We start from the raw sequence: 23,109 nt of genomic DNA on the forward strand, positions 1-23,109 counted from the left end.
AGGGAACCGTCCGGGCGATCACTCGCCGTACGGCTTTGCCACGCGTCGTGCAGATGTGACAACTAGCACACTAACGGTTCCCGAGGTGATCGGGGTCACGCGAACCGATCATCTGAATCGATTTTGATTCGGCGTTTCCGCGAGGTACTGTGGCCAGTGTCACGACCCAGAGGCGCCAGCGCTGCCGTCCCGCGGACCACCACGAACCAGTGATCCGGAGCCGGACATGAGCCACACCTCCACCACGCCCCTCCACCGCGTCGTCGCCGACGTCACCGCCCGCATCACCGAGCGCAGTGCCGCGACCCGCGCCGCGTACCTCGGCCGCACGGCCGCCGCGCACGAAGAGGGGCCCATCCGCCGCGGCCTCGCGTGCAGCAACCTCGCCCACGGCTTCGCCGCCATGGAGAGCGCCGACAAGGAGGCCCTGCGGGCCGCCCGCGCCCCCGGCGTCGCAATCGTCTCGTCCTACAACGACCTGCTCTCGGCGCACCAGCCGATGCAGGAGTACCCGGCCTGGCTGAAGAAGTCCGTCCGCGGCGCGGGCGGCGTCGCCCAGTTCGCCGGCGGCGTGCCCGCGATGTGCGACGGCATCACGCAGGGCCGCGCGGGCATGGAGCTGTCCCTGTTCAGCCGCGAGGTCATCGCGATGTCGACGGCCATCGCGCTGTCCCACGACATGTTCGACGCGGCGCTGCTGCTGGGCGTCTGCGACAAGATCGTGCCCGGTCTGCTGATCGGCGCCCTGTCCTTCGGCCACCTGCCGGTCGTGCTCGTGCCGGCCGGGCCGATGAACTCGGGCCTGCCGAACAAGGAGAAGGCGCGCGTCCGGCAGCTGTACGCCGAGGGCCTCGCGACCCGCGAAGACCTGCTCGACGCCGAAGCGGCGTCCTACCACTCGGCCGGGACCTGCACGTTCTACGGCACGGCCAACTCCAACCAGATGGTCGTCGAGGTGATGGGCCTGCACCTGCCCGGCGCCAGCTTCGTCCAGCCCGGATCGGCGCTGCGCCGCGCGCTGACCGAGGAGGCCGGGCGCCGCGCCGTCACGCTCTCGCGCGGCGAGGAGTACACGCCGGTCTCGCGGATCCTCGACGAGAAGGCGTTCGTCAACGGCGTCGTCGCGCTGCTGGCCACGGGCGGGTCGACCAACCACACGATGCACCTGGTCGCGGTCGCCGCGGCCGCCGGCGTCCAGCTGACCTGGGACGACTTCTCCGACCTCTCGGCCGTCGTGCCGCAGCTGGCGCGGGTCTACCCGAACGGCAGCGCCGACATCAACCACTTCCACGCCGCCGGCGGCATCCAGTTCCTGGTCGGCACGCTGCTCGACGCCGGGCTGCTGCACGAGGACGTGCACACCGTGGCCGGCTTCGGGCTGCACCGCTACCGCGCCGAGCCGATCCTGTCCGACGGCGAGCTGGTCTGGCGCGACGTGCCGACCCGCAGCCTCGACGAAGAGGTGCTGCGCCCGGCGTGGCGCCCGTTCGCCGCGGACGGCGGGCTGCGGATGGTCGCGGGCAACCTCGGCCGCGCCGTGGTCAAGGTGTCCGCCGTGGCGCCCGAGCGCCGGATCGTCCAGGCGCCGGCCCGGGTGTTCACGACGCAGGAGCAGTTCACGGCCGCCTTCGAGGCCGGCGAGCTGGACCGCGACGTCGTCGTGGTGATCCGGCAGCAGGGGCCGCGGGCCAACGGCATGCCGGAGCTGCACGGGCTCACCCCGGCGCTGGGCGTGCTGATGGACCGCGGGCACCAGGTGGCGCTGCTCACCGACGGCCGCATGTCGGGCGCGTCCGGCAAGATCCCGGCCGCGATCCAGGTGACCCCGGAAGCCGCGGCGGGCGGCCCGATCGCCCGCGTCGCGGACGGCGACGTCGTCCGCCTCGACGCCGCCGCGGGCACCCTCGACGTCTTCGTCGGTGACGAAGAACTCGCCCTGCGTGACCTTGTGGATTCGCCGCCGTCCGAAGCATCCTGGACCGGCACCGGCCGAGAGCTGTTCGCCGCGTTGCGCCGTGCCGTCGGCCCCGCCGACCAGGGCGCTTCGGTGTTCGGAGGGCTGACGCCGGAGCACTTCGGCATCCCCACGCACTCGTTGGAAACCCAGGAGGTTGGTCAGTGACCACCGGTTCGGACCTGCTCGCGCTGTCCCCCGTGATGCCCGTCGTGGTGATCGACGACGCCGACGACGCGGTGCCCACGGCCCGGGCCCTGCTCGCCGGCGGGATCGGGGTCATCGAGCTGACCCTGCGCACGCCGGCGGCGTTGTCGGCGATCGAGCGCGTCGCGACCGAGGTCCCGGACATCGTGATCGGCGCCGGCACGGTCACTTCGCCGGGCCAGGCGAAGCAGGCGGCCGACGCGGGCTCGAAGTTCCTCGTGACGCCGGGCTGCACGGACGCCGTCCTCGACGCGTGCTTCGAGACCGGCTTGCCGTTCCTGCCCGGCGCGAGCACGGTGTCGGAGGCGATGCGGCTGGCCGAGCGTGGGCTCACGGCGTTGAAGTTCTTCCCGGCCGAGGCGTCCGGCGGGGTCGCGTACCTGAAGTCGATCGCGGGGCCGTTGCCGGGCTTGAAGTTCTGCCCGACGGGCGGGATCACGGTCGCGTCGGCACCGTCGTACCTCGCGCTGCCGAACGTCGGCTGCATCGGCGGCTCGTGGCTGACGTCCTCGCTCGATGTCGCCACGATCGAGAAGCTGGCCGCGGAAGCCGCGCGGCTGTAGCGGAGATCACCTGCAGGAAGTCCCTCCCCGAACGGCGGAACCGGCGTCCGGATTCCGGGAGCACCGTTCCAGTGCGCTGGAACGGTGCTCCGAGAGGGTGTGGCGGCCGTCATGGGTTCCGCCATTCGTTCCAGTCACCGGGGCATTTGCGCCACAGTCGGTGATTCACCACCTGTTAACGTCCCTCCTCGCAATTTCCAGCGAGGAGAACCGGTGTCCCTGACCAGCGTGGTCGCCCCCAGCACGTCCCCCGAGAACGTCGCCGCACTCGTCGGCGAACGGCTTTCCCTGTCCGCGCTCCACCAGTTGTGCGGCACCCTCGGCGGCTATTCCTTCGTCAAGGTCGTGGTCGATCGCGAACTGCGGACGATCCACTTCCTGAACGACGCGCGTCATTCCTTTCACGCGATCTATATCGGCGAGGAGATCCTCGGCGTCCCCGAAGAGCGGGTGCGCGCCGAGATCGACAGCTACAACGAACGCTTCTACCACGCGCCGGACCGCCGGTTCCTGCTCGGCATCCTCGCCCTGCACACGCGGCAGGAGAAGAAGATCCTCTCGCTGGAGACGGTCGAGGTCGACACCATGCCGGCCGCGCTGATCCGCGAGTTCCACGCGTTCGTGGCGGAGTACGTCGACCCGGCGCTGCCGCTGCTGTTCAAGCCGGCGAACCAGCTGCAGGAGCGGCTCGTCCGGGAGATCCCGGCGAGCGAGCTCCCCCGCGTCTTCGCCCACGAACTGTTCTCCACGGCGCCCTTCGTGGCCCTGAACCCGGGCACGACGACCGGGCGGCTGCGCGCGTTCCGCACCGAAGCCGAGTACCGGGCCGCCACGACCACCGCCGGGCTGGCCTGGTCGGACATCATCGTGATGGACCGGGTGCCCGACGACATCCCGCGGCTGTCCGGCATCGTCAACGCCCGGCACACGACCCCGTTGTCGCACACCAACGTGCTGGCCACCGGCTGGCAGATCCCGAACGCCGTCCAGCTCGGCGCGCTGGCCGAGATCGACCGCCGCGGCCTCGACGGCAAGTGGGTCGAGTACACCGTGGACGCCCGGTCGCTCACGCTGCGCGAGATCGACGAGCCGGCCGACGCGACGCCGCCGTCCTGGTACGCCCAGCGCGTCACGCTGGAGGAACCCGAGTCCGACCACAGCCCGATCGTCGACCTCGCGCGGCTGCGCGCATCCGACCGCTACCGCTACGGCACGAAGGCCGCGAACCTCGGCGAGCTGCACCACGTCCTGGCCTGCGGTTCGCAGCGTCTGCTGGGCTTCTACCAGGTCCCGCGGCCGCCGCGGGAGAACCTGCTGCCACACCTGGCCCAGCTGCTGGAGCAGACGACGGGAACCACCGAGTCCTCGGCCGCCGACATCGGCTCGACCAGCGGGAGCATGGGCACTGCATACAGCTCGACCACCGCCGGCAGCCTGCACACCACTGCCGGCTCAGCCGCCGCGAACAGTCTGGGCACCACCACCAACCCGGCCGCCGCCAACGACCTGTGCACCGCCGACAGCTCGACCGCCACCGGCTCAGCCGCTGCCAACAACTTGGCCGCCGCCACGGGCTCGACCACCGCCGGCGACCTGGCCGCCACCACCGGCTCGAGCGCCGCCGGCGACCTGGGTGCGGCCGCCCGCCGGCTGCTCGATCAGCGCATCCGCGTGCCGCGCGGGATCGCCCTGCCGTTTTCGCTGCAGCGGCGGTTCCTCGAGTCGTCGCCGCGGATCCAGCAGGCGATCGGCAAGCTGAAGATGGCGCTGGAGCTGGACGCGCGCGAGATCGAGCCGTTGTGCGTCGAGCTGCAGAGCCTGATCCGGTCGGCGCGGCTGCCGGGCGCGCTGGCCGGTGAGATCGACTCCGCGCTGGTGTCCCAGCTGGCCGGGGTGCGGACGTTCGTCGTGCGCAGTTCGTCGAACGCCGAGGACCTCGCCGGGTTCTCGGCCGCCGGGATCTACGAGTCGATCAACCACGTCACCACCGCCGAGCGGATCTTCGCGAGCGTCAAGGAAGTCTGGGCGTCGCTGGTGTCGGTACGCAGCGTCCGGCTGCGCCACCAGGCCGGCATCTCGCTCGACGAGTGCTACATGGGCGTGGTGATCCAGGAACAGGTCGCGGCGGACTTCGGCGGCGTGCTGGTGACGACGAACCCGATGAACCGCGCGGACTTCCGCACGGTCTACGTCAACGTCTCGCCGAAGGTCACCGACGTCGTCGACGGCTCGGCGCTGCCCATGCAGTACCTGTACTCGACGGTCGAGGGCGGCGGCCGCACGCTGTCCCTGGGCGACGCGGAGTCGGACCTCGACGAACGAGCCCACGAGCAGCTGCAGCGGCTCGCCGTCGCCGGACGCCTGCTGCAGGCGCACTTCTCACCCGACTACACGTTCGACTCGCCGGTGGACATCGAGTGGCTCGCGGATCGCGACCACATCCACATTGTCCAGCTGCGCCCCTATTCGGCCTGAGTTCCTCCCGGGAGACACCATCATGCTGGGCTTTCGCCTGCCCGCGAAACCCGCCGTTCAGCGCGCCGTGCGGCTGACCTACGGGTTCCAGTTCTTCTTCGGCCTGTTGTTGTGGGTGCCGATCTTCTACCAGTACCAGAAGCTCATCGGCCTCGACGACGGCGAGATCTTCGGCATCCAGAGCATCTACTACATCGTGTTCTGCCTGCTGGAGATCCCGACCGGGATGATCGCCGACCGGTTCGACTACCGCACGTCGCTAAAGGCCGGCGCCGCTGTGCTCGTGGCGGCGAACCTGGTTCCGGTGTTCCTCGGTTCCTACACCGGGTTCCTGATCCACTTCATCCTGATCGCCCTGGCCCGCTCGCTGGTTTCCGGCGCGCAGAGCGCGTACCTCTACGAGTACCTGCACGCGAACGGCGCCGGCGAGCACTACCTTCGCGTCGAAGGCGTCGGCCGCGCGTACAGCCTGATCGGCAAGATCGTGTACTGGCCGGTGATCGGGCTGCTGATGGCGTGGAACCTCCCTTCCCCGTACTGGCTGACGGCCCTCAACGCGGCCGTCGCCCTCGCGTTCGCGATCAGGCTCCCGGCCGTCCCGGGCGGCCGTCAGGTCCGGGACAAGACGGCGTCACTGCTCGCGGGCGTCGGCGGCGCGCTGTCGGCACTGCGTTCGTCGCGCTGGCTGTTCTTGCTGATGGTGCAGGGCATCGCGATGTTCACACTGGTGCGGATCTGCCAGGTGAACCTGTTCCAGCCGATCCTCGAGTCGAAGACGCTTTCGGTGAACTGGTTCGGCGCGGTACTGGCCGCCATGACGGTCTTCGAGGCCCTCGGCGCGGCCCGCCCCCACCGGCTGCGCCGCGCCATCGGCCCGGTCGCCTCGGTGTTCACGCTGACGATCGTGATGGCCCTGTGCCTCGGGTTCATCGTGCTGTCGGGCTCGTTCGCGACGGTGGTGCTGCTGTGCGTCTTCGCGGTGGCGACGGGTATTTCGTTCCCGATCCAGAAGCAGCTGCTGAACGACTCCATCCCGGACTCCCGCTACCGCGCGACACTCCTGTCGATGGAGTCCATTGTGGACCGAGCGGTGTGCGCTTTGGTGGCGGTCGCGCTGGGCGCGTACCTGTCGGCCGGCCGGCTCGACGAGTTCCTGGTGCTGTCGGCCGTGGTCACGTGCGTGGTGATGGGCCTGCTCGCGGTGCTGTTGCTGGTGGTCCGCAAGCACCGCTCGGACCGCCGGCTGCCGGTCGGACGGGAGCCGGTGCCCGCCCGCTCCGCCTGACACGCGGGCCGGTGCTCACGACCTGCCGAGCACCGGCACTGCGCCCGGCACCACGCCCCGTCACCGGCGACGGGGCTCCCGGTCGTAGTACACCGTCATCGTCAGGTCGTCTTCGCCCCCGGTGACCTCGCTGTGGAAGGTGATGTCCTGCACCTGGACGTCACCGAGCTCGTCGAGGCTGTCGGCGACCCGGCGCAGCAGCGCGGCCACATCACCCTGCCCGGGCCCCGCGACGTTGCTCTGGGAGAAGTGCCGGATCAACTGCTCGCCACTCGGGGACGCCACCGTCAGTCGATGTAGGCGTCGTCCAGGAGAGTGGACTCCGCGCCGTACTCGCGGAGTTCCTCCTTGATCACCGTGTACGCCAGCCCTTGCGGGTAGCCCTTACGCGCCAGGAAGCCGAGCAGGCGCCGCAACGCCGTCTGCTCGTCGACGTTGCCCAGGGAGCCGAGCCGCTTGCGGACCAGTTCCCTGGCCATCTGCTCCTCGGACTCGCGGTCGACCTCTCCCGCCGCCTGCGCCGCGACCTCGTCGTCGACGCCCTTGCGTCGCAGCTCGGCCATCAGCGCGGTGCGGGACAGCCCCTGGGTCTCGTGCCGGGACTTCACCCACAGCTCCGCGAACTCCGCGTCGTTGACCAACCCCGCCCGGTCGAGCTTGCCGAGCAGGGTTTCGCTGGTCTCCTCGTCGAAGCCCTTGCGGTGCAAGGCCTGCCGGAGCTCCTCCTGAGTACGCGCACGCACGGCCAGGAGATCGAAGCAGATCTCCTTGGCCTTCTTGTAGCGCTCCTCCGGAGGCAGCTCCGACGGCGGGATCTTCGGGGCCCTCGCCACCTCGGTCACTCCTCGTTGTTCATGACCTCACCGCGAACCGCGGTCACGGTGAGGACCGATCCGTCCCTCAGAAGTCGACCGGCGCCGGAACAGCTTCGACGGCTTCGGCGTCGAGCTGCGGGCCGATGCCGAGCTTCTCCTTGATGCGCTTCTCGATCTCGTTGGCGATGTCCGGGTTTTCGCGCAGGAACTTCCGCGCGTTCTCCTTGCCCTGGCCGAGCTGGTCGCCCTCGTAGGTGTACCAGGCACCGGACTTGCGCACGATCGCCTGGTCGACACCCATGTCGATGAGCGAACCCTCGCGGGAGACGCCGTGGCCGTACAGGATGTCGAACTCGGCCTGCTTGAAGGGCGGGGCCATCTTGTTCTTCACGACCTTGACGCGGGTGCGGTTGCCGACCGGCTCGCCACCGTCCTTGAGCGTCTCGATGCGGCGCACGTCGAGCCGGATCGAGGCGTAGAACTTCAGCGCCTTACCACCGGTCGTGGTCTCCGGGGAGCCGAACATGACGCCGATCTTCTCGCGCAGCTGGTTGATGAAGATCGCGGTGGTGCCGGAGTTGTTCATCGCACCGGTCATCTTGCGCAGCGCCTGGCTCATCAGGCGGGCCTGCAGACCGACGTGCGAGTCACCCATCTCGCCCTCGATCTCGGCGCGCGGCACGAGCGCGGCCACGGAGTCGATGACCAGGATGTCGAGCGCGCCGGAGCGGATCAGCATGTCCGCGATCTCCAGGGCCTGCTCACCGGTGTCCGGCTGGGAGACGAGCAGCGCGTCGGTGTCGACGCCGAGCTTCTTGGCGTACTCCGGGTCCAGCGCGTGCTCCGCGTCGATGAACGCCGCGATGCCGCCGTTGCGCTGCGCGTTCGCCACCGCGTGCAGGGCGACCGTGGTCTTACCGGAGGATTCCGGGCCGTAGATCTCGATGACCCGGCCGCGGGGGTAACCGCCGATGCCGAGGGCGACGTCGAGGGCGATCGAGCCGCTGGGGATCACGGCGACGGGCGCGCGGCCCTCTTCGCCGAGGCGCATCACCGAGCCCTTGCCGTACTGCTTGTCGATCTGCGCAAGGGCGAGCTCGAGCGCCTTGTCCTTGTCGGGTGCTGCAGGCATGGAAGTCCACCTCGCTGGTCTGAGCCCGCCGGGCTCTTTCGGTTCTTCAGCTGTCCGGTCCGACGCTAGCGGCGGGGTCCGACAATTCCAGGCGCGGCGCCCCATCTGTGGATCGCTGGACCCGATGTGGACAACACCATAGACGAACACCTGTTCGAGGTCGGCAGCGACACGCCCTTGCGCTAGGATTTTCGCCCGCCCGGGGCGGCGATGCCCCGAAACGTGCAGGTCAGCGCCGTTCCGACGGGACGTCGAAGGCGTCGCAGACCTCTCGCCAGATCTCTTTCGCCGGGATTCCCGCGGTCAGCGCCTGGTCGACGGTGCGCCCACCGAGCGCGCTGAGCACGTGGTCCCTGGCCAGGACCTGAGCCCGCCCGGGACCGAACTCGTCGGCCATCAGGCGCCGGAAGACCGTGATCCGCATCGGACCCATGCTATCCGGGCGGTCGCGACGGGCACGAACGGCCCGTTCGCGCCCTTCCCGGGTCAGCTGCCGGGCTGGACGCTCGCCTCGAAGTAGTCGGCCAGCGTGCCCGGCGTGGTCGCCGCGGCCTGATCGCTCGAGTTCAGCTGGTAGATGAACCCCACCAGGGGCCGGTCCGACACGGTGAACACCAGCACCGCCGACGTCCTGCCCGCGGCGGACGAGTAGTGGCCCTTGAGCCCGTTGCCGCCCCAGTCGGCCTCGGTGCGATCGCCGCCGGCCGAGGTGAGCAGGCCGTCGGTGTACTGCTTCAGCGTGTCGGCGCTGTCACCCTGGACGTAGGTCACCTGGGTGCCCGCCCGGCCCGGCGCGGAGCAGGTCGAGGACGCGCCGAGGCTCTCCGCCGGCGCCGCCGGGCCGTTGCCCATGCCGGGCTTGCAGTCGCCGGTGTCGGCGATCTTCCCGGCGAGCTGGCGCAGGCAGCCGGTGAGGCCCTTGTCGTCGGCCTGGCCCGGCGTCTTGCACTGGTCCGCGGTATAGGTCTGCGCCGAGGACGACGACGTCAGGAAGAACGTCAGGCCCGCCGCGAGCACGACGACCACCGCGACCGCGATCCCGATGATCAGCTTCTTCTTCCCGCCCGGCTTCGGCTCGGCCTTCTCGGCCGCGGGCGAGTACGCCGGGAAGTTCGACGGCGCGGGAGCCTGCACCCGCTGCGGGCCGCTGGGCGGGAAGTTCGACGGCGCGTAACCCGGGTACTGCGGCGGAGGCGGCGGCGAGTACTGCGGGCGGTGCGGCGCGGTGCCGGCGGCCACGGCCCCTTCGACGTTCTGCGTCCGTGCGCCGAGCCCGTCGCGGGCGACGTGCTGGGCCCCGAGCGCGACGGCGGTCTCCGGCTGGTCGAGGCTGCCCGGCACGACGCCGAGCTTCTCCGCGATCATGGCGCCGACCAGCGGCAGCCGGCTCGATCCGCCGACGAGGTAGATGCCCGCGAGCCGGTCCGGCGCCGTCCCGGACGACCGCAGCGTCCGCGACAGCAGCTCGACGCTGCGCAGCATCGCCGGACGCACCAGGCCTTCCAGCTCACCGCGCGTGACCAGGACGTCCTTGAACGGCTCCGGCATCGGCACCTCGGTCTGCGGGTGCCGCGAGAGGGCCTCCTTGGCCGCCTTCACGTCCTCCTGCAGCGTGCGCCGGGTCCGGCGGTCCGCGGTCGACTCGGGGCGCAGCAGCCGCTGCCAGCGCTGCGGGTCGGAGTGCGAGACCTCGCGCCCGACGTGCACCATCAGCGCCTGGTCGACGTCGAGGCCGCCGAGGTCGGGCAGGCCGTCCTCGGCGAGCACGGTGAACCCGGTCTGCGTGGCGCCGACGACGGCGACGTCGAAGGTGCCCGCGCCGAGGTCGTAGACGGCCAGCGCCTGCCCGGGCGCGAGCGCCTTGCCGGGGAACGACGCGAAGTGCGCCGCCGCGGCGACCGGCTCGGGCACCAGCAGGATGTTCCCGGCGACCCCGGCGAGCCGGGCGGCGGACATCAGGACGGTGCGGCGGGTCGGCCCCCACTGCGCGGGGTGGGTCAGCCGGACCTCGTCGGGCTGTTCGCCGCCGAGCTGGCGGGAAGTCTCTTCGAGGACGCGGCGGAGGATGGCGGCGAGGGCCTCGTTCACCGGCACGACGTCGGTGCCCAGCAACAGGGTCTGCTCGTCGATGCGGCGCTTGGGGTTCGGCTCGAAGCGGGTCGGGTCGAGACGGGCGCGGCGTTCGGCGTCCCGGCCGACCATGATCGTGCCCTCTTCGGTGGCGAACACGGCCGACGGCATGTTGGCCGAGCCGTCCACTTCGACGACCCTCGGCGGCCTGCCGTGCGCCGACAGCACGGCGACGGTGTTGGACGTCCCGAGGTCCACCGACAGGATCCGCACAGCACTCCGCCTTTCGCGCGAAACACGCCTTGGCGGCGTTCGCCGTGATGCTGCCACGTGCGCGGTCACCGTGCGTGCGGACCCGCGAAAGTCACTGCTCCACGTTCTTGTTGCGCGATCCGGTCAGAAGAGTTGCGCGATCCGCGCAAGCCGACGTAGTCTCTGTCCATGACACGCGGCGCGAGTCGCACCCGTTCGACGGACGACCCGTAGCGCAGTGCCGACAACGAAGGAAGAGACCCGTGAGCGAGCTCCCGATCCTCGCCGTCACCCTCGGCGACCCCGTGGGCATCGGCCCGGAGATCACCCTGAAGACCCTCGCCGAGCCCGAGTCCCTGCAGATGGCGCGCGGAGTGGCGGTCGGTGACGCGATCGTGCTGGAACGCCTGGTCCGGCACCTGGGCCTGAACCTGGAGATCAACCCGATCGCCACGGTCGCCGACGCGCGGTTCACCACCGGCGTGATCGACATCCTCAACCTCGGCGTGGTCCGGGAGGACCTGCCGTGGGGCGAGGTGAACCCGACCGCGGGCGCCGCGGCGGTCGGGGCGATCGAGGTGGCCACCCGGCTCGCGCTGGCCGGCGAGATCGACGCGGTGGTGACCGCCCCGATCAACAAGGAGGCGATCTGGGCGGCGGGCTCGAAGCACCTCGGGCACACCGAGATGCTCGGCGAGCTGACCGGTTCGACCCGGTTCAACACGATGTTCTGGGTGTCGGGGCTGAAGATCTTCTTCGCCACCCGGCACCTTTCGCTGCGCGAGGCGCTCGACCGGATCACCCGGGAGAACATCGAGTACGCGATCCGCGAGGCCTACACCGCGCTGGAGGTGTTCGGCACGGAGAAACCGAGACTCGCGGTGGCGGCCCTGAACCCGCACGGCGGCGAAGGCGGCAAGTTCGGTGACGAGGAGATCGTCGCGATCGCGCCCGCGGTGGCCGCGGCGCGGGCCGCGGGCCTCGACGTGGTCGGCCCGCTCCCCGCGGACTCCGTGTTCCACCAAGGGATCCAGGGCCACTTCGACGGCGTGCTCTCGCTCTACCACGACCAGGGGCACATCGCGTCGAAAACCTACGACTTCGAGGGCACGGTGTCGGTCACCGTCGGCCTGCCCATCCTGCGCACTTCGGTGGACCACGGCACGGCGTTCGACATCGCCGGCACCGGCCGCGCGTCGCACGGCACGATGGTCGCGGCGTTCAAGGCCGCCGCGGCACTGGCGCCGTACGCGCGGAAGCTGCCCTCGATCTACCCGCCGGGCCGATGACTTCCCGGCCCCGACCGGGAACCCGTGACCGGCGCGCGATGCTGCTGGAAGCCGTCCGCGACGGCTCGGGCGGCATCACGCAGCTGGCCGAGGAGTTCGGCGTCTCCGAGTCGACGATCCGCCGGGACCTCGCGTCGCTCGCCGGTGCCGGGCACGTGGTGCGCACCTACGGCGGCGCGCTCGAGACCGGAGCGGACCGCGGTCCCCAGGAGAAGGACCAGGAGTACGCGGCGGCGAGGGACGCCATCGCCCGGAAGGCCGCGGCGGTGGTGCGGGACGGCGAAGTCGTGCTGCTCGACGCCGGGGCGGTCACCGGGCGGCTCGCCCGCCACCTCGCCCACCGCGAAGGGCTGACGGTGGTCACCAACAGCGTCACCGCAATCCGCGAGCTGGCCGGCTTCCCCGGGATCGACCTGATCGTGCTCGGCGGGCGGCTGCGGCACCCCGCCGAGGCGATCCTCGGCGAGACCGTCCTCGCGCAACTGCGGCACGTCTCACCCGACCGGGTGTTCCTCGGCACGGACGGGATGGTGTCCGGGAAGGGTCTGTGCTGCCCGTCACTCGAGCAGTCGGTGGTGAAGCACGCGATGCTGCACGCGGGCACCGAGGCGTACGTGCTGGCCGACCAGTCCCAGCTGGGCCAGGCACCTTTCCCCTACTGGGCTCCGCTGGACCGGGAGTTCCAGCTGGTCACCAACCGCACCTCCGTGGACGTCCGGTACTCGCCGTTCGCCGAGAGCGGAGGCGTCCTGCTCGCCGGCGTGCCGGAAACTGTCGGAGGTGGCGCGCATCATGGACCGCGTGGCTGCTGACGTGCTCGACCTCTTCTCCCCCGCGACCCGCGACTGGTTCGCGGGGGCCTTCGCCGCGCCCACGGCGGCGCAGGAGGGGGCCTGGCGGGCCGCGCACGCGGGGGAACACGCCCTCGTCGTCGCGCCGACCGGGTCCGGCAAGACGCTGTCGGCGTTCCTCTGGGCACTGGACCGGCTCTCGACGGAACCACCGCCCGCCGAAGCCACGAAGCGCTGCCGGATCCTCTACGTCTCTCCGCTGAAGGCCCTGGCGGTCGACGTCCAGCGGAACCTGCGGGCGCCGCTCGCCGGGATCTCGCAGGCCTCCCGGCGGCTCGGGCTGCCGGTGCCCGAGATCGCCGTCGGCATGCGCACCGGCGACACCACCGCGGCCGAGCGCCGCTCGTTCGGCAAGACCCCGCCGGACGTGCTGGTGACCACGCCCGAGTCGCTGTTCCTGATCCTGACCTCGTCGGCGCGGGAGTCGCTGCGCGGCGTCGAGACGGTGATCGTCGACGAGGTGCACGCGGTCGCCGGCGGCAAGCGCGGCGCGCACCTGGCCCTGTCGCTGGAGCGGCTGGACTCGCTGCTCCCGAAGCCCGCGCAGCGGATCGGCCTGTCGGCGACGGTCCGCCCGGTCGACGAGGTGAGCGCGTTCCTCGCCGGCGGGCGTCCGGTGCGGGTGGTGCAGCCGAAACTGGCGAAGACCATCGAGGTGCGGGTCGAAGTCCCCGTCGACGACATGAGCAACCTCGACGCGCCGCGCGGTCCGGCACCGAGCCCGTTCGACGAGCTGGAGTCGATGACCGAGGCGTTCCCGCCCGGCGACATCGCGCCGGGCGGCCTGGGCACGCTGGAGGAGATCGCCGGCAACCCGGTGCAGCGGCCCTCGATCTGGCCGGCGGTCGAGGAGCGGGTGCTGAGCCTGATCCAGTCCCACCGCTCGACCATCGTGTTCGCCAACTCCCGGCGCCTCACCGAGCGGATGACGGCGAGGCTCAACGAACTCGCCGCCGAGCAGACCGAGCTCACGGCGAGCGACACGTTCCCCGCCGAGGCCGTCGGGCAGTCGGGCGTGAGCACCGGCGCGCCGCCGGTGATCGCGCGGGCGCACCACGGGTCGATGTCGCGGGAGCAGCGCACGCACGTCGAAGAGGCGCTCAAGTCCGGGCAGCTGCCGTGCGTGGTGGCGACCTCGTCGCTGGAGCTGGGCATCGACATGGGCGCGGTCGACCTGGTGGTGCAGATCGAGGCACCGCCGACGGTGGCGTCCGGGCTGCAGCGCGTCGGGCGCGCCGGGCACCAGGTCGGCGCGGTGTCCTCCGGGGTGATGTTCCCGAAGTTCCGCGGGGACCTCGTGTCCTGCGCGGTCGTCGCGGAACGGATGGCGTCCGGGGCGATCGAAGCGGTCCGGTACCCGCGCAACCCGCTGGACGTCCTGGCGCAGCACGTCGTGGCCATGGTGGCGCTCGAACCCTGGACCGTCGCGGACCTCGCGACCCTGGTGCGGCGGGCGGCGCCGTTCGCCGCGCTGCCGGACGACGCGCTGCACGCGGTGCTCGACATGCTCGCCGGCCGGTACCCGAGCGAGGAGTTCGGCGAGCTGCGGGCGCGGATCACCTGGGACCGCATCGCCGGCGAGCTGCGCGGGCGGCCGGGCTCGCAGCGGCTGGCCGTCACCTCGGGCGGCACCATCCCGGACCGCGGCCTGTTCACCGTCATGACCCCGGGCGGGGACGACAAACCCGGCTCCCGGGTCGGCGAGTTCGACGAAGAGATGGTGTACGAGTCGCGCGTCGGCGACACGATCCTGCTGGGCACGTCGTCGTGGCGGATCACCGACATCACGCACGACCGGGTCATCGTGGTGCCCGCGCCGGGCGAGCCGGCGCGGATGCCGTTCTGGAAGGGCGACGCACCGGGGCGTCCGCTGGAACTCGGCCGGGCGCTGGGGAAGTTCGTCCGCGAACTGTCCACGTCGGACGACCAGAAGGCACGGGAGCGGGCCACCGCGGCGGGCTTGGACGAGCGGGCGTGCGACAACCTGCTCGCCTACCTGGCCGAGCAGAAGGCCGCGACCCGGCACGTCCCGAACGACCGGACGCTCCTGCTGGAGCGCTACCGCGACGAGCTGGGCGACTGGCGGATCGTCGTGCACTCGCCGTTCGGCGCGCAGGTGAACGCGCCGTGGGCGCTGGCGATCGCCGCGCGGCTGCGGGAAAACCGCGGGGTCGACGCGCAGATCGCGCACTCCGACGACGGCATCGTGCTGCGCCTGCCCGACGCGCTGGACGCCGAGGGCGCCGACGTCACGATCAGCGCCGACGACATCCTGCTCGATCCCGAAGAGGTCGAGCAGCTGATCGTCGCCGAGGTGGGCGGCTCGGCCGTATTCGCGGCCCGGTTCCGGGAGTGCGCGGCGCGGTCGTTGCTGCTGCCGCGCCGGGATCCGCGGCGCCGGACCCCGTTGTGGCAGCAGCGGCAGCGGGCGTCGCAGCTCCTTTCGGTCGCGGCGAAGTACGAACGCTTCCCGGTCGTGCTCGAGGCGATGCGCGAGGTCCTGCAGGACGTCTACGACGTGGGCGGGCTGCGCGAACTGATGGCGGACGTCCGGGCCCGCAAGGTCCGGCTGGTGGAGGTCGAGACGCCGGCCGCGTCGCCGTTCGCGCGCAGCCTGCTCTTCGGCTACATCGGGATGTTCCTCTACGAGACCGACGCGCCGCTGGCCGAGCGGCGCGCGGCGGCGCTGTCGCTGGATTCGGGTCTCCTGGCCGAACTCCTGGGCACGGAGGCGATCCGGGAACTGCTCGATCCCGAAGCCGTCTCCGAGGTCGAGCGGTCGTTGCAGCGCCTCGAACCCGACCGGCACGCGCGCTCGGCCGAGGACACCGCCGACCTGCTGCGGTTCCTGGGCGACATGACCGTCGCGGAGGCCGGGGAGCGCGGGATCCAGCCGGAGTGGCTCACCGAGCTGGAAGGGGCGCGGCGCGCGCTCCGGGTGCGGATCGGTGGTGAAGAACGGTTCATCGCGATCGAAGACGCGGGCCGGGTGCGGGACGCGCTGGGCACCGCGCTGCCGGTCGGCGTGCCCGAGGCGTTCACCGAACCGGTCGCGGACCCGCTCGGAGACCTGCTGGCGCGCTACGCCCGGAGCCGGGGCCCGTTCGCCGCGGCGGCCGTGGCCGTACGGTTCGGGCTCGGCGCGGCCGTCGTCACCGGCGTCCTCGACCGGATGACCGGGGAAGGGCGCCTGGTCCGGGGCGAACTGAGTCCCGTCGGGCACCCGGACACCCACGGTGCCGGGGTCGAGTACTGCGATTCGGCCGTGCTGCGGCGCCTGCGGCGGGCGTCGCTGGCGAAGCTGCGGGCCGAGGTGGAGCCGGTCGAACCGGCGGCTTTGGGCCGGTTCCTGCCGTCGTGGCACGGGTTCGGCGGGCGCGTCCGGGCGGCGCCGACGGCGGACGACGTGCTGTCGGTGGTCGAGCAGCTCGCCGGGGCGCCGTTGCCGGCGAGCGCGGTGGAGTCGCTGATCCTGCCGGGCCGGCTGCCGGGCTACTCCCCCGCGTTGCTGGACGAGCTGACGACCGCGGGCGAAGTCACCTGGGCGGGCTGCGGCGCGCTGTCGGGCGGCGACGGCTGGATCGCCCTCGCCCCCACGGACGTCGCCGACCTGCTGCTGCCGGAAGTGGTCGAGGACATCCCGACCGGACCGCTGCACGACGCCATCGTGTCCACTTTGGAGGGTGGCGCGCTGTTCTTCCGGCAGCTGGTGGACCGCGCGACCGTACTGGTGGACAAAGCGCCGAGCGACGCCGAAGTCGTGGCCGCGCTGTGGGATCTGGTGTGGGCCGGGCTGGTCACCGGCGACACACTGGGGCCGTTGCGCGCCCAGGTCGCCGGGCACGGCGCGCACAAACCGCGTCGCCAAGCCCCGCGCGGCCGGTACGCGCGGCTGCGGGCGGGGCGGCCGCAGATGCCGTCGCGCTCCGGCCCGCCGACCGTCGCCGGCCGGTGGGCGCTGACCCCCACCCGCGAGACCGACGCGACCCGGCGGGCCCACGCCCGTACCGAAGCGTTCCTGGAGCGCCACGGGGTCCTGACCCGCGGCGCGCTCGACACCGAACGCGTCACGGGCGGATTTTCCGGGATCTACAAGGTGCTGCGCGGAATGGAGGACACCGGCCAGGTGATCCGCGGGTACGTCGTGGAGGGGCTCGGCGCGGCCCAGTTCGCGGCGAAGGGCGCGGTGGACCGGCTGCGCGCGCTGTCCGGCCCGGACCGTCCCGCTCCCGGGCGCGCGGTGGTCCTGGCGGCGGCGGACCCGGCCCAGCCGTACGGCGCGGCGCTGCCCTGGCCCGCGGCGACCGGCGACACGAAACACCGACCGGCGCGGAAGGCCGGCGCGCTGGCCGTGCTGGTGGACGGGGTGCCGGCCCTGTACGTCGAGCGAGGCGGCCGATCGCTGCTGAGCTTCACGGAGGAACGGCAACCCCTCACGGACGCGGCCCAGGCGTTGTCGGCGGCGGTCCGCGAAGGCTGGCTGGGTCAGCTGTCGGTCCAGCGCGCGGACGGCGAGCAGGCCCTGACCTCCGAACTCGCACAAGTACTGACGGAAGCGGGTTTCCGCGCGACACCCTCGGGTCTGCGCCTACGCGCCTGACCCGGCCGGCCGGCCGCGCCGGGTTCGTGGTGATTCCCCGACGGGGCGCTCACCCGCTGGCCTAAGCTGCCAGTCCGACACCGCACGAAGGATGTTCTGCTCATGGCCATGCGCGAGCTGCGCTATTTCGGGGACCCGATCCTCAAGTCCGCCTGTGATCCGGTCACGGTTTTCGACGAGAAGCTCGAGGCGCTCGTGCGGGACCTGGTCGACTCCGTGAAGCCCGACGGGCGGGCCGGGCTGGCCGCGCCGCAGATCGGCGTCGGGCTGCGGATCTTCAGCTATGACGTCGCCGGGCTCACCGGGTACGTCATCAACCCCGAGATCGTCGAGCTGTCCGAAGAGACGCACGAGATCAACGAGGGCTGCCTGTCGGTGCCGGAGCTGTGGTTCCCCACCGAGCGGGCGGTGCACGCCAAGGTCCGCGGGGTCGACGTGCACAACGAGCCGATCGAGGTGGAGGGCGAACAAGTGCTGGCGCAGTGCCTGCAGCACGAAACCGACCATCTCGACGGCGTTCTCTACCTCGACCGGCTCACGACCGAGCGCAAGAAGACCGCTCTGCGCGAAGCGCGGGACAAGGACTGGTTCTGGAAGCGCTGATCGCGCTCAGGCCGACAAGAACAGCCTGAGCTTGGCTCCGTCTTCCGTACCGCGTTCGGTGCGCAGGCCGGCTCGGGCCGCGGTGCGGGGCAGGACGTCGTCGCCCGCGAGGCAGTCGGCGGTCAGTTCGGTGATGCCCTGGGCTTCGGCGATGGCCGCGAGCCGGGCCAGCAGGGCGGTGCCGATGCCCTGGCGCTGCCAGTCGTCCTCCACCAGCAGGGAGATCTCGGCGCCGCCGCCCGCGGACGGGATGAGCTGGGCCAGGCCGATCACCTCCCGGCCGAAGACGGCCAGCACGCTCGTGCCGCGCGGCGGCATCAGCAGGCGGTGCAGCCAGCGGCGCGGCACCGTCCGCACCCCCGTGTGGTAGCGGCGGAACAGCGTCGCCATCGAGCAGCGGCGGTGCAGTTCGGACACCGCGTCGGCGTCGCCGGGGAGGCCCTTGCGCAGGACGATCGCCGCGCCGTCCGGGCGGTTGAGGACCACCGGGCCCGCGACGTTCCGGGCCGCCGCGGTGAGCAGGGTGACGAGCGACTCGGCGCGGGTCAGCTCGAGCTGCACGAACGGCGCCCACTGGCGGCGCGCCACCAACGCGGTGTCGGCGCCGAGCTCGAACACCGCGCGGTGCCCGCTCTCGGTGCGGGCCGGGTTGGCCTCGGTCGCGGGGACGAGCGTGACGACGTCGGCGGCCAAGACCTCCTTCAGCACCTCGGTGAGGCGGGCCGGATCGTCGATCGCGCGGCGGGCCGCGGCCAGCGTCGACGACGCCGAGTCGACCAGCTCGTGGACGTCGGCGTCGATGATCGCGGTGCATTCGCAGCCCTCGTCGCGGATGGCGTCGACCAGCAGCCGCCGGGGCAGGCCGACCGCGGGGCGCAGCACGATCTCGTCCAGCACGCCGCCCGGGACCGGCAGCACGGTCAGGCCGAGGATGTTGCACTCGAGGTCGGCGAGCCGGATGGCGATGCGGGCCAGGGTGCCCGGGTGATCGTGCATCCGGACCCGCACCCGCCAGGCGGACGGCACGGCCGGCTCCTCGACGCCGGCCGGCTGACCGTGCTGGGGCAACGCTCGAGAGGTCTCCATGCCCACCACGGTCCCCCGTGGTTGTTGCCTCACCGGGACGCGAGTGTTTCGCGCAGGTCAGCGTTCGCCGTGCCCCGGCAACTCCGGCGAAACACGCAAGTCCCACACCCCCGGCGCGGCTGCCGCCCCGGGGATGTCTTCGGCCGGCAACCCGGGCCGCGCGTGGTTGCGATCCGGCCGCCGACCGGGGGACCAACCCGGCCCGCCACACTCCACGACAGCTCAGCCCGCCACGCGCCGACCACGCACGCAACCGGCCCGCTGACCTGACGACCAGCCCGGCCTGCCCGCAGCCCGCCCGCCGACCTGACGACAAGCCCGGCCTGCCCGCAGCCCGCCCGCCGACCTGACCAGCCGGAAGAACGGCAAGCCCGACGGCGGGATCGCGACCACGTCGGCCAGCAGCCAGGACGCGTACGGCATGCCGTGAACCAGGTGGACGCGCAGTGATACCGCGCCGCAGTAGTCGCGGACCATGACGTGGAGGCGGTCCAGGCCCCAGTGGGTGAGCAACGCGCCGATGCCGACCGCGTGGGATGGATCCTTCGACGATCCGCCTTCCCCGCCAGTCGGAGGTCTCCATTCTTCCCAAGCCGGCTCAGCGCGGGGTCAGCACGCAGAACTCGTTGCCCTCCGGGTCGGCCAGTACGCGCCACGGCAAGCCCGCGCCCTCCCGATCCGCCGGGGACGCGCCCGCCACCAGGACTTCCGACACCGCGGCCGCGTGGCCGGCGCCCGCCGGGGGTGCGATGTCCAGGTGGATCCGGTTCTTCACGCGCTTCGCGTCCTCGTTGCGGAGGAACTCCAGCCACGGGCCGCGGCCCGACGGGGCGCGCAGGCCCACGATGACGTCGCCTTGGCGGGACCGGACCGGCCAGCCGGTGATCCCCGCCCAGAAGTCCGCCAGCCGCGGCGGGGACCAGGCGTCCACCAGGATCGACGCCACCGCACCCGTGTCCGCGTAGTGTTCGCGCGGCTCCAGGACGCAGAACTCGTTGCCCTCCGGGTCCGCCAGCACCACCCACGGCACCACGCCCTGCCCGATGTCGACGCGCCGGGCGCCCAGCTCCACCGCCCGCTCGACCAGCTCCGTCTGGTGCGAGAGGGTCTTGCTCGCCAGGTCGAGATGGATGCGGTTCTTGACGACCTTGGCTTCCGGCACCGGCACGAACACCAGGTCCAGATCCCAGCCGTCGGTCTCCGGGGCGCGGACGTCGACCTCGTCCGGCTGCTCCACGGCGACGCGCCAGCCGAGCAGCGCGGCCCAGAAGTCCGCCAGGACCCTCGGCCGCGCCGCGTCGATCACCAGGTTGACCAGGCGAGTACTCATGCGCCGCAGGCTAGCCGCGACCCCCGACAATTCCGGTTCGGCTTCCCCGCCGGCCGGGTCATCGGGTCGCGAGCCGCAGCAGCGCCCAGAGCTGGGCCGCCTGGTCGTGCACTCCTCGCACGGTCACCGAGGTCAAGGACGCCCGGCCCCAGAGCCACAGGTACATCCGCTCCGGTTCGGCCGTGACGACGTCGTCCGCGGCCTCGGCCTCCTCGGCCGGGCAGTGCCAGGCCTGCGTCGACTCCGGTCCGGCCCGCGCGATCCAGCTGTGGCCGCCGGCCCGCACGCCGACCGAGCCCGCTTTCGTGCCGGTCAGCCCGAGCAGCGGCAGCTTCTGCCCGAACCAGAGCGCCAGCGCTTCGTCGATGCCGTCGAGCGCGAGGTCTTCGGGCACGTCACGCGGTTCGACGCCGGCCGACTGTTCGACGTCGACGCGGTGCACGATCGTCTCGTGCACCATCCGCCGGCGCCAGAAGCCGTACGTCGGGTCGGCGGGCCACCACGTGTCGGCGTGCTCCTCCGGGTGATGCGCCGCCAGCTCGTCGAGCAGTTCGGCCAGGCCGGTCTCCAGGTACTCCGCCAGGCCCTGGCCGGGCTCGGGGTCACGCTGCCATTCGTCCGGAATCCGCCCTTCGGTCAGCCGGCGCCGGACCATCCGGTAGCGGCTGCCGACGTGCCGGGCCACCTCGCCGAGCGACCAGCCCGGGCACGCGGGCACCGGTGCCTCGAGCGGTGCCTCGCGCACCGCCTCGGCCAGTACCCCGCCTTCGATCCCCAACGCCGTGAGCAGCCGCCCTTGGTCGACCAGGCCGTGCTCACGCGACATGGGCGTCCTCGGCGATCGGCAGACCGTGCACGAGGCGGCGGACCAGTTCCAGGAACGGCTTGGCGGCGCGCACCAGCTCCGCGGCCGCCTCGGCGGTGACCTTGCCGGTGATCCCGGCCTGCGCGTCGGCGCGCATGGCCGAGTTGCTCGCGAAGAAGGCGGACCACTCCCGCAGCTCGGGGGCGTCGGCGTCGAGCAGGACCCAGGTGCTGGCCGGGCGCGACCGGCCCCGGTGCGGGCGGCCGTGGGCGGCGAGCACCGCGGCGGCGCCGCGCAGCGCGGCGAGGTAGGCGCCGATGAACCGCTCCGCGGGATCGGCTTCCCGCTCGGCTTCGGCGAGGCCGCGCCGCGCCTGGGTGAGCAGGCCGGCCGCCGCCGGCGAGGCGGGCGGGCGCAGCGACATGGGCAGCTGGGGCTGCCCGGGATCCGCGGGGGACACGACCGAGACGGACATGACGACCCTCCTCCTGCGCGTTGTGAGCCCGGTCGATGACCGGCGCGGGGCGCTTCCCCCGTCCCGCGCCGGTCACCTGACCGGTGCGCGCTCACCAGATGTCGAACGTCTGTTCGAACAATTTCCAGAGTAACCCCGGACGTGGCGTTCGCTCAACCCCGAGGCGGAATCCCCCGGACGTGGTGCGGGACACCTCGCCGCCGGCGTGATCTCATAGGTTCATGAGTTCGCTGGACCACCCCGCCGTCGCCAAGGTGGCGGCCGCACTGTCCGAAGCCGGGCAGCACGCCGCCGCCGAAGGCATCCGCGTCCTGCCCGCCGAGGTCCGGACCGCCGCCCAGGCGGCCGAGGCACTCGGCGTGCCGGTGGGGGCCATCGCCAACAGCCTCATCTTCCGCGTGGGGTACGACAAAAACGCGCACGCGCTGCTCGCGCTGACCTCCGGCGCCCACCGCGCGGACCCGGAAACGCTCGCCGGGCTGGCCGGGGTCGACGCCGTCGGGAAAGCCGACGCCGACTTCGTGCGGGCTCACACCGGGCAGCCGATCGGCGGCGTCGCCCCGGTCGGGCACCCCACGCGGCTGACCACGCTGGTCGACACCGCGCTGCGCGCCCACGACGTCGTCTGGGCCGCCGCCGGGCACCCGAAGACCGTCTTCCCGACGACCTTCGCCGGGCTGGTGGCGTTGACCGGGGGCACCCCGGGCGCGCTCGCCGGCGCGGAGGAAGATGAGCAGCCGTGACCGCGATGCGCTCCCGTTACGTCCAGCTCTCGGCGGACGAGTTCCGCGCGCGCCTGCCCGAGGCGCTGGACATCTACGTCCGGGCGATGCGCTACCCGGCCGGCACCGCCGAGCAGCGGGCGCCGATGTGGCTGACCCACGCGCTGCGCGAGGGCTGGCGCTGCATGGCCGCCTTCGACGCCGACGACGTCCTGCTCGGCGTGGCCTACGGCTACCGCGGCCGGCCCGGGCAGTGGTGGCACGAGCAGGTGCGCCACGGCCTGAGCCGCCGGTCCGGGCCCGCCGAGGCCGACCGCTGGCTGATGGACTACTTCGAGCTGACCGAGATCCACGTCCGGCCGGAGAACCAGGGCCACCAGATCGGCGAGGACCTGCTGCGCGGCCTGCTCGAGAGCGTGCCGAGCGCGAACGTGCTGCTGTCGACGCCGGAGGGCACGAGCCGGGCGTGGAAGCTCTACCGCCGCACCGGTTTCGTCGACGTCCTGCGCGACTACCACTTCGCCGGCGACCCGCGGCCGTTCGCGATCCTGGGGCGGGCGCTGCCCCTCGAGCCCCTCGAGACGCCCTGAGGGGC

20 protein-coding genes are annotated in these 23,109 nt (G+C 72.1%); 10 read left to right on the forward strand and 10 right to left on the reverse strand.

All coding sequences use genetic code 11. The features are described 5' to 3' along the window. Positions 1–226: 226 nt before the first annotated feature. From edd to OG494_RS24875, 4 genes are all read left to right on the forward strand, one after another. Positions 227–2,122, forward strand: coding sequence for a phosphogluconate dehydratase (gene edd, locus OG494_RS24860; protein ID WP_328442922.1), 1,896 nt, complete (start codon positions 227–229; stop codon positions 2,120–2,122). Then, a complete protein-coding gene (eda, locus tag OG494_RS24865; protein WP_328442923.1) occupies positions 2,119–2,724 on the forward strand; it encodes a bifunctional 4-hydroxy-2-oxoglutarate aldolase/2-dehydro-3-deoxy-phosphogluconate aldolase in 606 nt (201 codons plus the stop codon). Before edd ends, eda begins: the two co-directional genes overlap by 4 nt. A 213-nt stretch (positions 2,725–2,937) precedes the next feature. Then, positions 2,938–5,199 (forward strand): PEP/pyruvate-binding domain-containing protein, encoded by a 2,262-nt coding sequence (locus OG494_RS24870; RefSeq protein WP_328442924.1) that lies wholly within the window; start codon positions 2,938–2,940, stop codon positions 5,197–5,199. 22 nt (positions 5,200–5,221) lie between these two features. Then, positions 5,222–6,484: an MFS transporter gene (locus OG494_RS24875; RefSeq protein ID WP_328442925.1), complete on the forward strand. Its 1,263-nt coding sequence runs from the start codon at positions 5,222–5,224 to the stop codon at positions 6,482–6,484. Positions 6,485–6,544: 60 nt separating this feature from the next. Here the strand turns inward: OG494_RS24875 and OG494_RS24880 are convergent, their stop codons facing one another. From OG494_RS24880 to OG494_RS24900, 5 genes are all read right to left on the reverse strand, one after another. Continuing rightward, positions 6,545–6,769 carry a hypothetical protein gene (locus tag OG494_RS24880; protein WP_328442926.1) on the reverse strand — a complete coding sequence of 75 codons (225 nt, stop codon included), beginning with the start codon at positions 6,767–6,769 and terminating at the stop codon, positions 6,545–6,547. Positions 6,770–6,771: 2 nt separating this feature from the next. Next, a complete protein-coding gene (locus tag OG494_RS24885; RefSeq protein ID WP_328459012.1) occupies positions 6,772–7,299 on the reverse strand; it encodes a regulatory protein RecX in 528 nt (175 codons plus the stop codon). Between the two features lie 85 nt (positions 7,300–7,384). Continuing rightward, a complete protein-coding gene (gene recA, locus OG494_RS24890; protein ID WP_328442927.1) occupies positions 7,385–8,431 on the reverse strand; it encodes a recombinase RecA in 1,047 nt (348 codons plus the stop codon). 229 nt (positions 8,432–8,660) lie between these two features. Next, positions 8,661–8,855 (reverse strand): DUF3046 domain-containing protein, encoded by a 195-nt coding sequence (locus tag OG494_RS24895; RefSeq protein WP_328442928.1) that lies wholly within the window; start codon positions 8,853–8,855, stop codon positions 8,661–8,663. Positions 8,856–8,917: 62 nt separating this feature from the next. Next, complete coding sequence (locus OG494_RS24900) at positions 8,918–10,774, reverse strand: Hsp70 family protein (RefSeq protein WP_328442929.1); 1,857 nt, start codon at positions 10,772–10,774, stop codon at positions 8,918–8,920. A gap of 242 nt (positions 10,775–11,016) precedes the next feature. Here OG494_RS24900 and pdxA point away from each other — a divergent pair, with 242 nt between their 5' ends. The 4 genes from pdxA to def all read left to right on the forward strand — a co-directional run bounded on the left by pdxA (position 11,017) and on the right by def (position 18,096). Then, the gene (gene pdxA / locus OG494_RS24905) at positions 11,017–12,042 is read left to right on the forward strand and encodes a 4-hydroxythreonine-4-phosphate dehydrogenase PdxA (RefSeq protein WP_328442930.1); all 1,026 of its coding nucleotides are present in this window, start codon (positions 11,017–11,019) and stop codon (positions 12,040–12,042) included. A gap of 38 nt (positions 12,043–12,080) precedes the next feature. After that, positions 12,081–12,854 carry a DeoR/GlpR family DNA-binding transcription regulator gene (locus OG494_RS24910; protein ID WP_328442931.1) on the forward strand — a complete coding sequence of 258 codons (774 nt, stop codon included), beginning with the start codon at positions 12,081–12,083 and terminating at the stop codon, positions 12,852–12,854. Beyond that, the gene (locus OG494_RS24915; protein WP_328459013.1) at positions 12,835–17,493 is read left to right on the forward strand and encodes a DEAD/DEAH box helicase; all 4,659 of its coding nucleotides are present in this window, start codon (positions 12,835–12,837) and stop codon (positions 17,491–17,493) included. Before OG494_RS24910 ends, OG494_RS24915 begins: the two co-directional genes overlap by 20 nt. 102 nt (positions 17,494–17,595) lie before the next feature. Next, the gene (gene def, locus OG494_RS24920) at positions 17,596–18,096 is read left to right on the forward strand and encodes a peptide deformylase (RefSeq protein ID WP_328442932.1); all 501 of its coding nucleotides are present in this window, start codon (positions 17,596–17,598) and stop codon (positions 18,094–18,096) included. 6 nt (positions 18,097–18,102) lie between these two features. Here the strand turns inward: def and OG494_RS24925 are convergent, their stop codons facing one another. The 5 genes from OG494_RS24925 to OG494_RS24945 all read right to left on the reverse strand — a co-directional run bounded on the left by OG494_RS24925 (position 18,103) and on the right by OG494_RS24945 (position 21,792). Then, positions 18,103–19,182, reverse strand: a complete 1,080-nt coding sequence (locus tag OG494_RS24925; RefSeq protein WP_442874270.1) for a GNAT family N-acetyltransferase — start codon at positions 19,180–19,182, stop codon at positions 18,103–18,105. A 222-nt stretch (positions 19,183–19,404) separates the two neighbouring features. After that, positions 19,405–19,695: a hypothetical protein gene (locus OG494_RS24930; protein ID WP_328442933.1), complete on the reverse strand. Its 291-nt coding sequence runs from the start codon at positions 19,693–19,695 to the stop codon at positions 19,405–19,407. A gap of 85 nt (positions 19,696–19,780) precedes the next feature. Further along, a complete protein-coding gene (locus OG494_RS24935; protein WP_328442934.1) occupies positions 19,781–20,512 on the reverse strand; it encodes a VOC family protein in 732 nt (243 codons plus the stop codon). A 58-nt stretch (positions 20,513–20,570) separates the two neighbouring features. Further along, on the reverse strand, positions 20,571–21,338 hold the full coding sequence (locus OG494_RS24940) for a maleylpyruvate isomerase family mycothiol-dependent enzyme (RefSeq protein WP_328442935.1): 768 nt from the start codon (positions 21,336–21,338) through the stop codon (positions 20,571–20,573). Continuing rightward, positions 21,328–21,792 (reverse strand): SAV_6107 family HEPN domain-containing protein, encoded by a 465-nt coding sequence (locus OG494_RS24945; protein ID WP_328442936.1) that lies wholly within the window; start codon positions 21,790–21,792, stop codon positions 21,328–21,330. Before OG494_RS24945 ends, OG494_RS24940 begins: the two co-directional genes overlap by 11 nt. A gap of 221 nt (positions 21,793–22,013) precedes the next feature. Between OG494_RS24945 and OG494_RS24950 the strand changes: the two genes are divergently transcribed. Together OG494_RS24950 and OG494_RS24955 are read left to right on the forward strand one after the other, a co-directional pair. After that, on the forward strand, positions 22,014–22,535 hold the full coding sequence (locus OG494_RS24950) for a YbaK/EbsC family protein (protein ID WP_328442937.1): 522 nt from the start codon (positions 22,014–22,016) through the stop codon (positions 22,533–22,535). Positions 22,536–22,540: 5 nt separating this feature from the next. Beyond that, a complete protein-coding gene (locus tag OG494_RS24955) occupies positions 22,541–23,104 on the forward strand; it encodes a GNAT family N-acetyltransferase (protein ID WP_442874499.1) in 564 nt (187 codons plus the stop codon). Positions 23,105–23,109: the final 5 nt, after the last annotated feature.

It is taken from the genome of Amycolatopsis sp. NBC_00438 (genome assembly GCF_036026695.1).
Classification (GTDB): Bacteria; Actinomycetota; Actinomycetes; order Mycobacteriales; family Pseudonocardiaceae; genus Amycolatopsis.

What these genes read in the sequence shown, in the direction of transcription:
- edd (WP_328442922.1), top strand. Translation starts at nt 227, where the DNA reads ATGAGCCACACCTCCACCACGCCCCTCCACCGCGTCGTCGCCGACGTC.
- OG494_RS24875 (WP_328442925.1), top strand. Translation starts at nt 5,222, where the DNA reads ATGCTGGGCTTTCGCCTGCCCGCGAAACCCGCCGTTCAGCGCGCCGTG.
- recA (WP_328442927.1), bottom strand. Translation starts at nt 8,431, where the DNA reads ATGCCTGCAGCACCCGACAAGGACAAGGCGCTCGAGCTCGCCCTTGCG.
- OG494_RS24895 (WP_328442928.1), bottom strand. Translation starts at nt 8,855, where the DNA reads ATGCGGATCACGGTCTTCCGGCGCCTGATGGCCGACGAGTTCGGTCCC.
- OG494_RS24910 (WP_328442931.1), top strand. Translation starts at nt 12,081, where the DNA reads ATGCTGCTGGAAGCCGTCCGCGACGGCTCGGGCGGCATCACGCAGCTG.
- OG494_RS24915 (WP_328459013.1), top strand. Translation starts at nt 12,835, where the DNA reads ATGGACCGCGTGGCTGCTGACGTGCTCGACCTCTTCTCCCCCGCGACC.
- def (WP_328442932.1), top strand. Translation starts at nt 17,596, where the DNA reads ATGGCCATGCGCGAGCTGCGCTATTTCGGGGACCCGATCCTCAAGTCC.
- OG494_RS24925 (WP_442874270.1), bottom strand. Translation starts at nt 19,182, where the DNA reads ATGGAGACCTCTCGAGCGTTGCCCCAGCACGGTCAGCCGGCCGGCGTC.
- OG494_RS24935 (WP_328442934.1), bottom strand. Translation starts at nt 20,512, where the DNA reads ATGAGTACTCGCCTGGTCAACCTGGTGATCGACGCGGCGCGGCCGAGG.
- OG494_RS24940 (WP_328442935.1), bottom strand. Translation starts at nt 21,338, where the DNA reads ATGTCGCGTGAGCACGGCCTGGTCGACCAAGGGCGGCTGCTCACGGCG.
- OG494_RS24945 (WP_328442936.1), bottom strand. Translation starts at nt 21,792, where the DNA reads ATGTCCGTCTCGGTCGTGTCCCCCGCGGATCCCGGGCAGCCCCAGCTG.
- OG494_RS24950 (WP_328442937.1), top strand. Translation starts at nt 22,014, where the DNA reads ATGAGTTCGCTGGACCACCCCGCCGTCGCCAAGGTGGCGGCCGCACTG.
- OG494_RS24955 (WP_442874499.1), top strand. Translation starts at nt 22,541, where the DNA reads ATGCGCTCCCGTTACGTCCAGCTCTCGGCGGACGAGTTCCGCGCGCGC.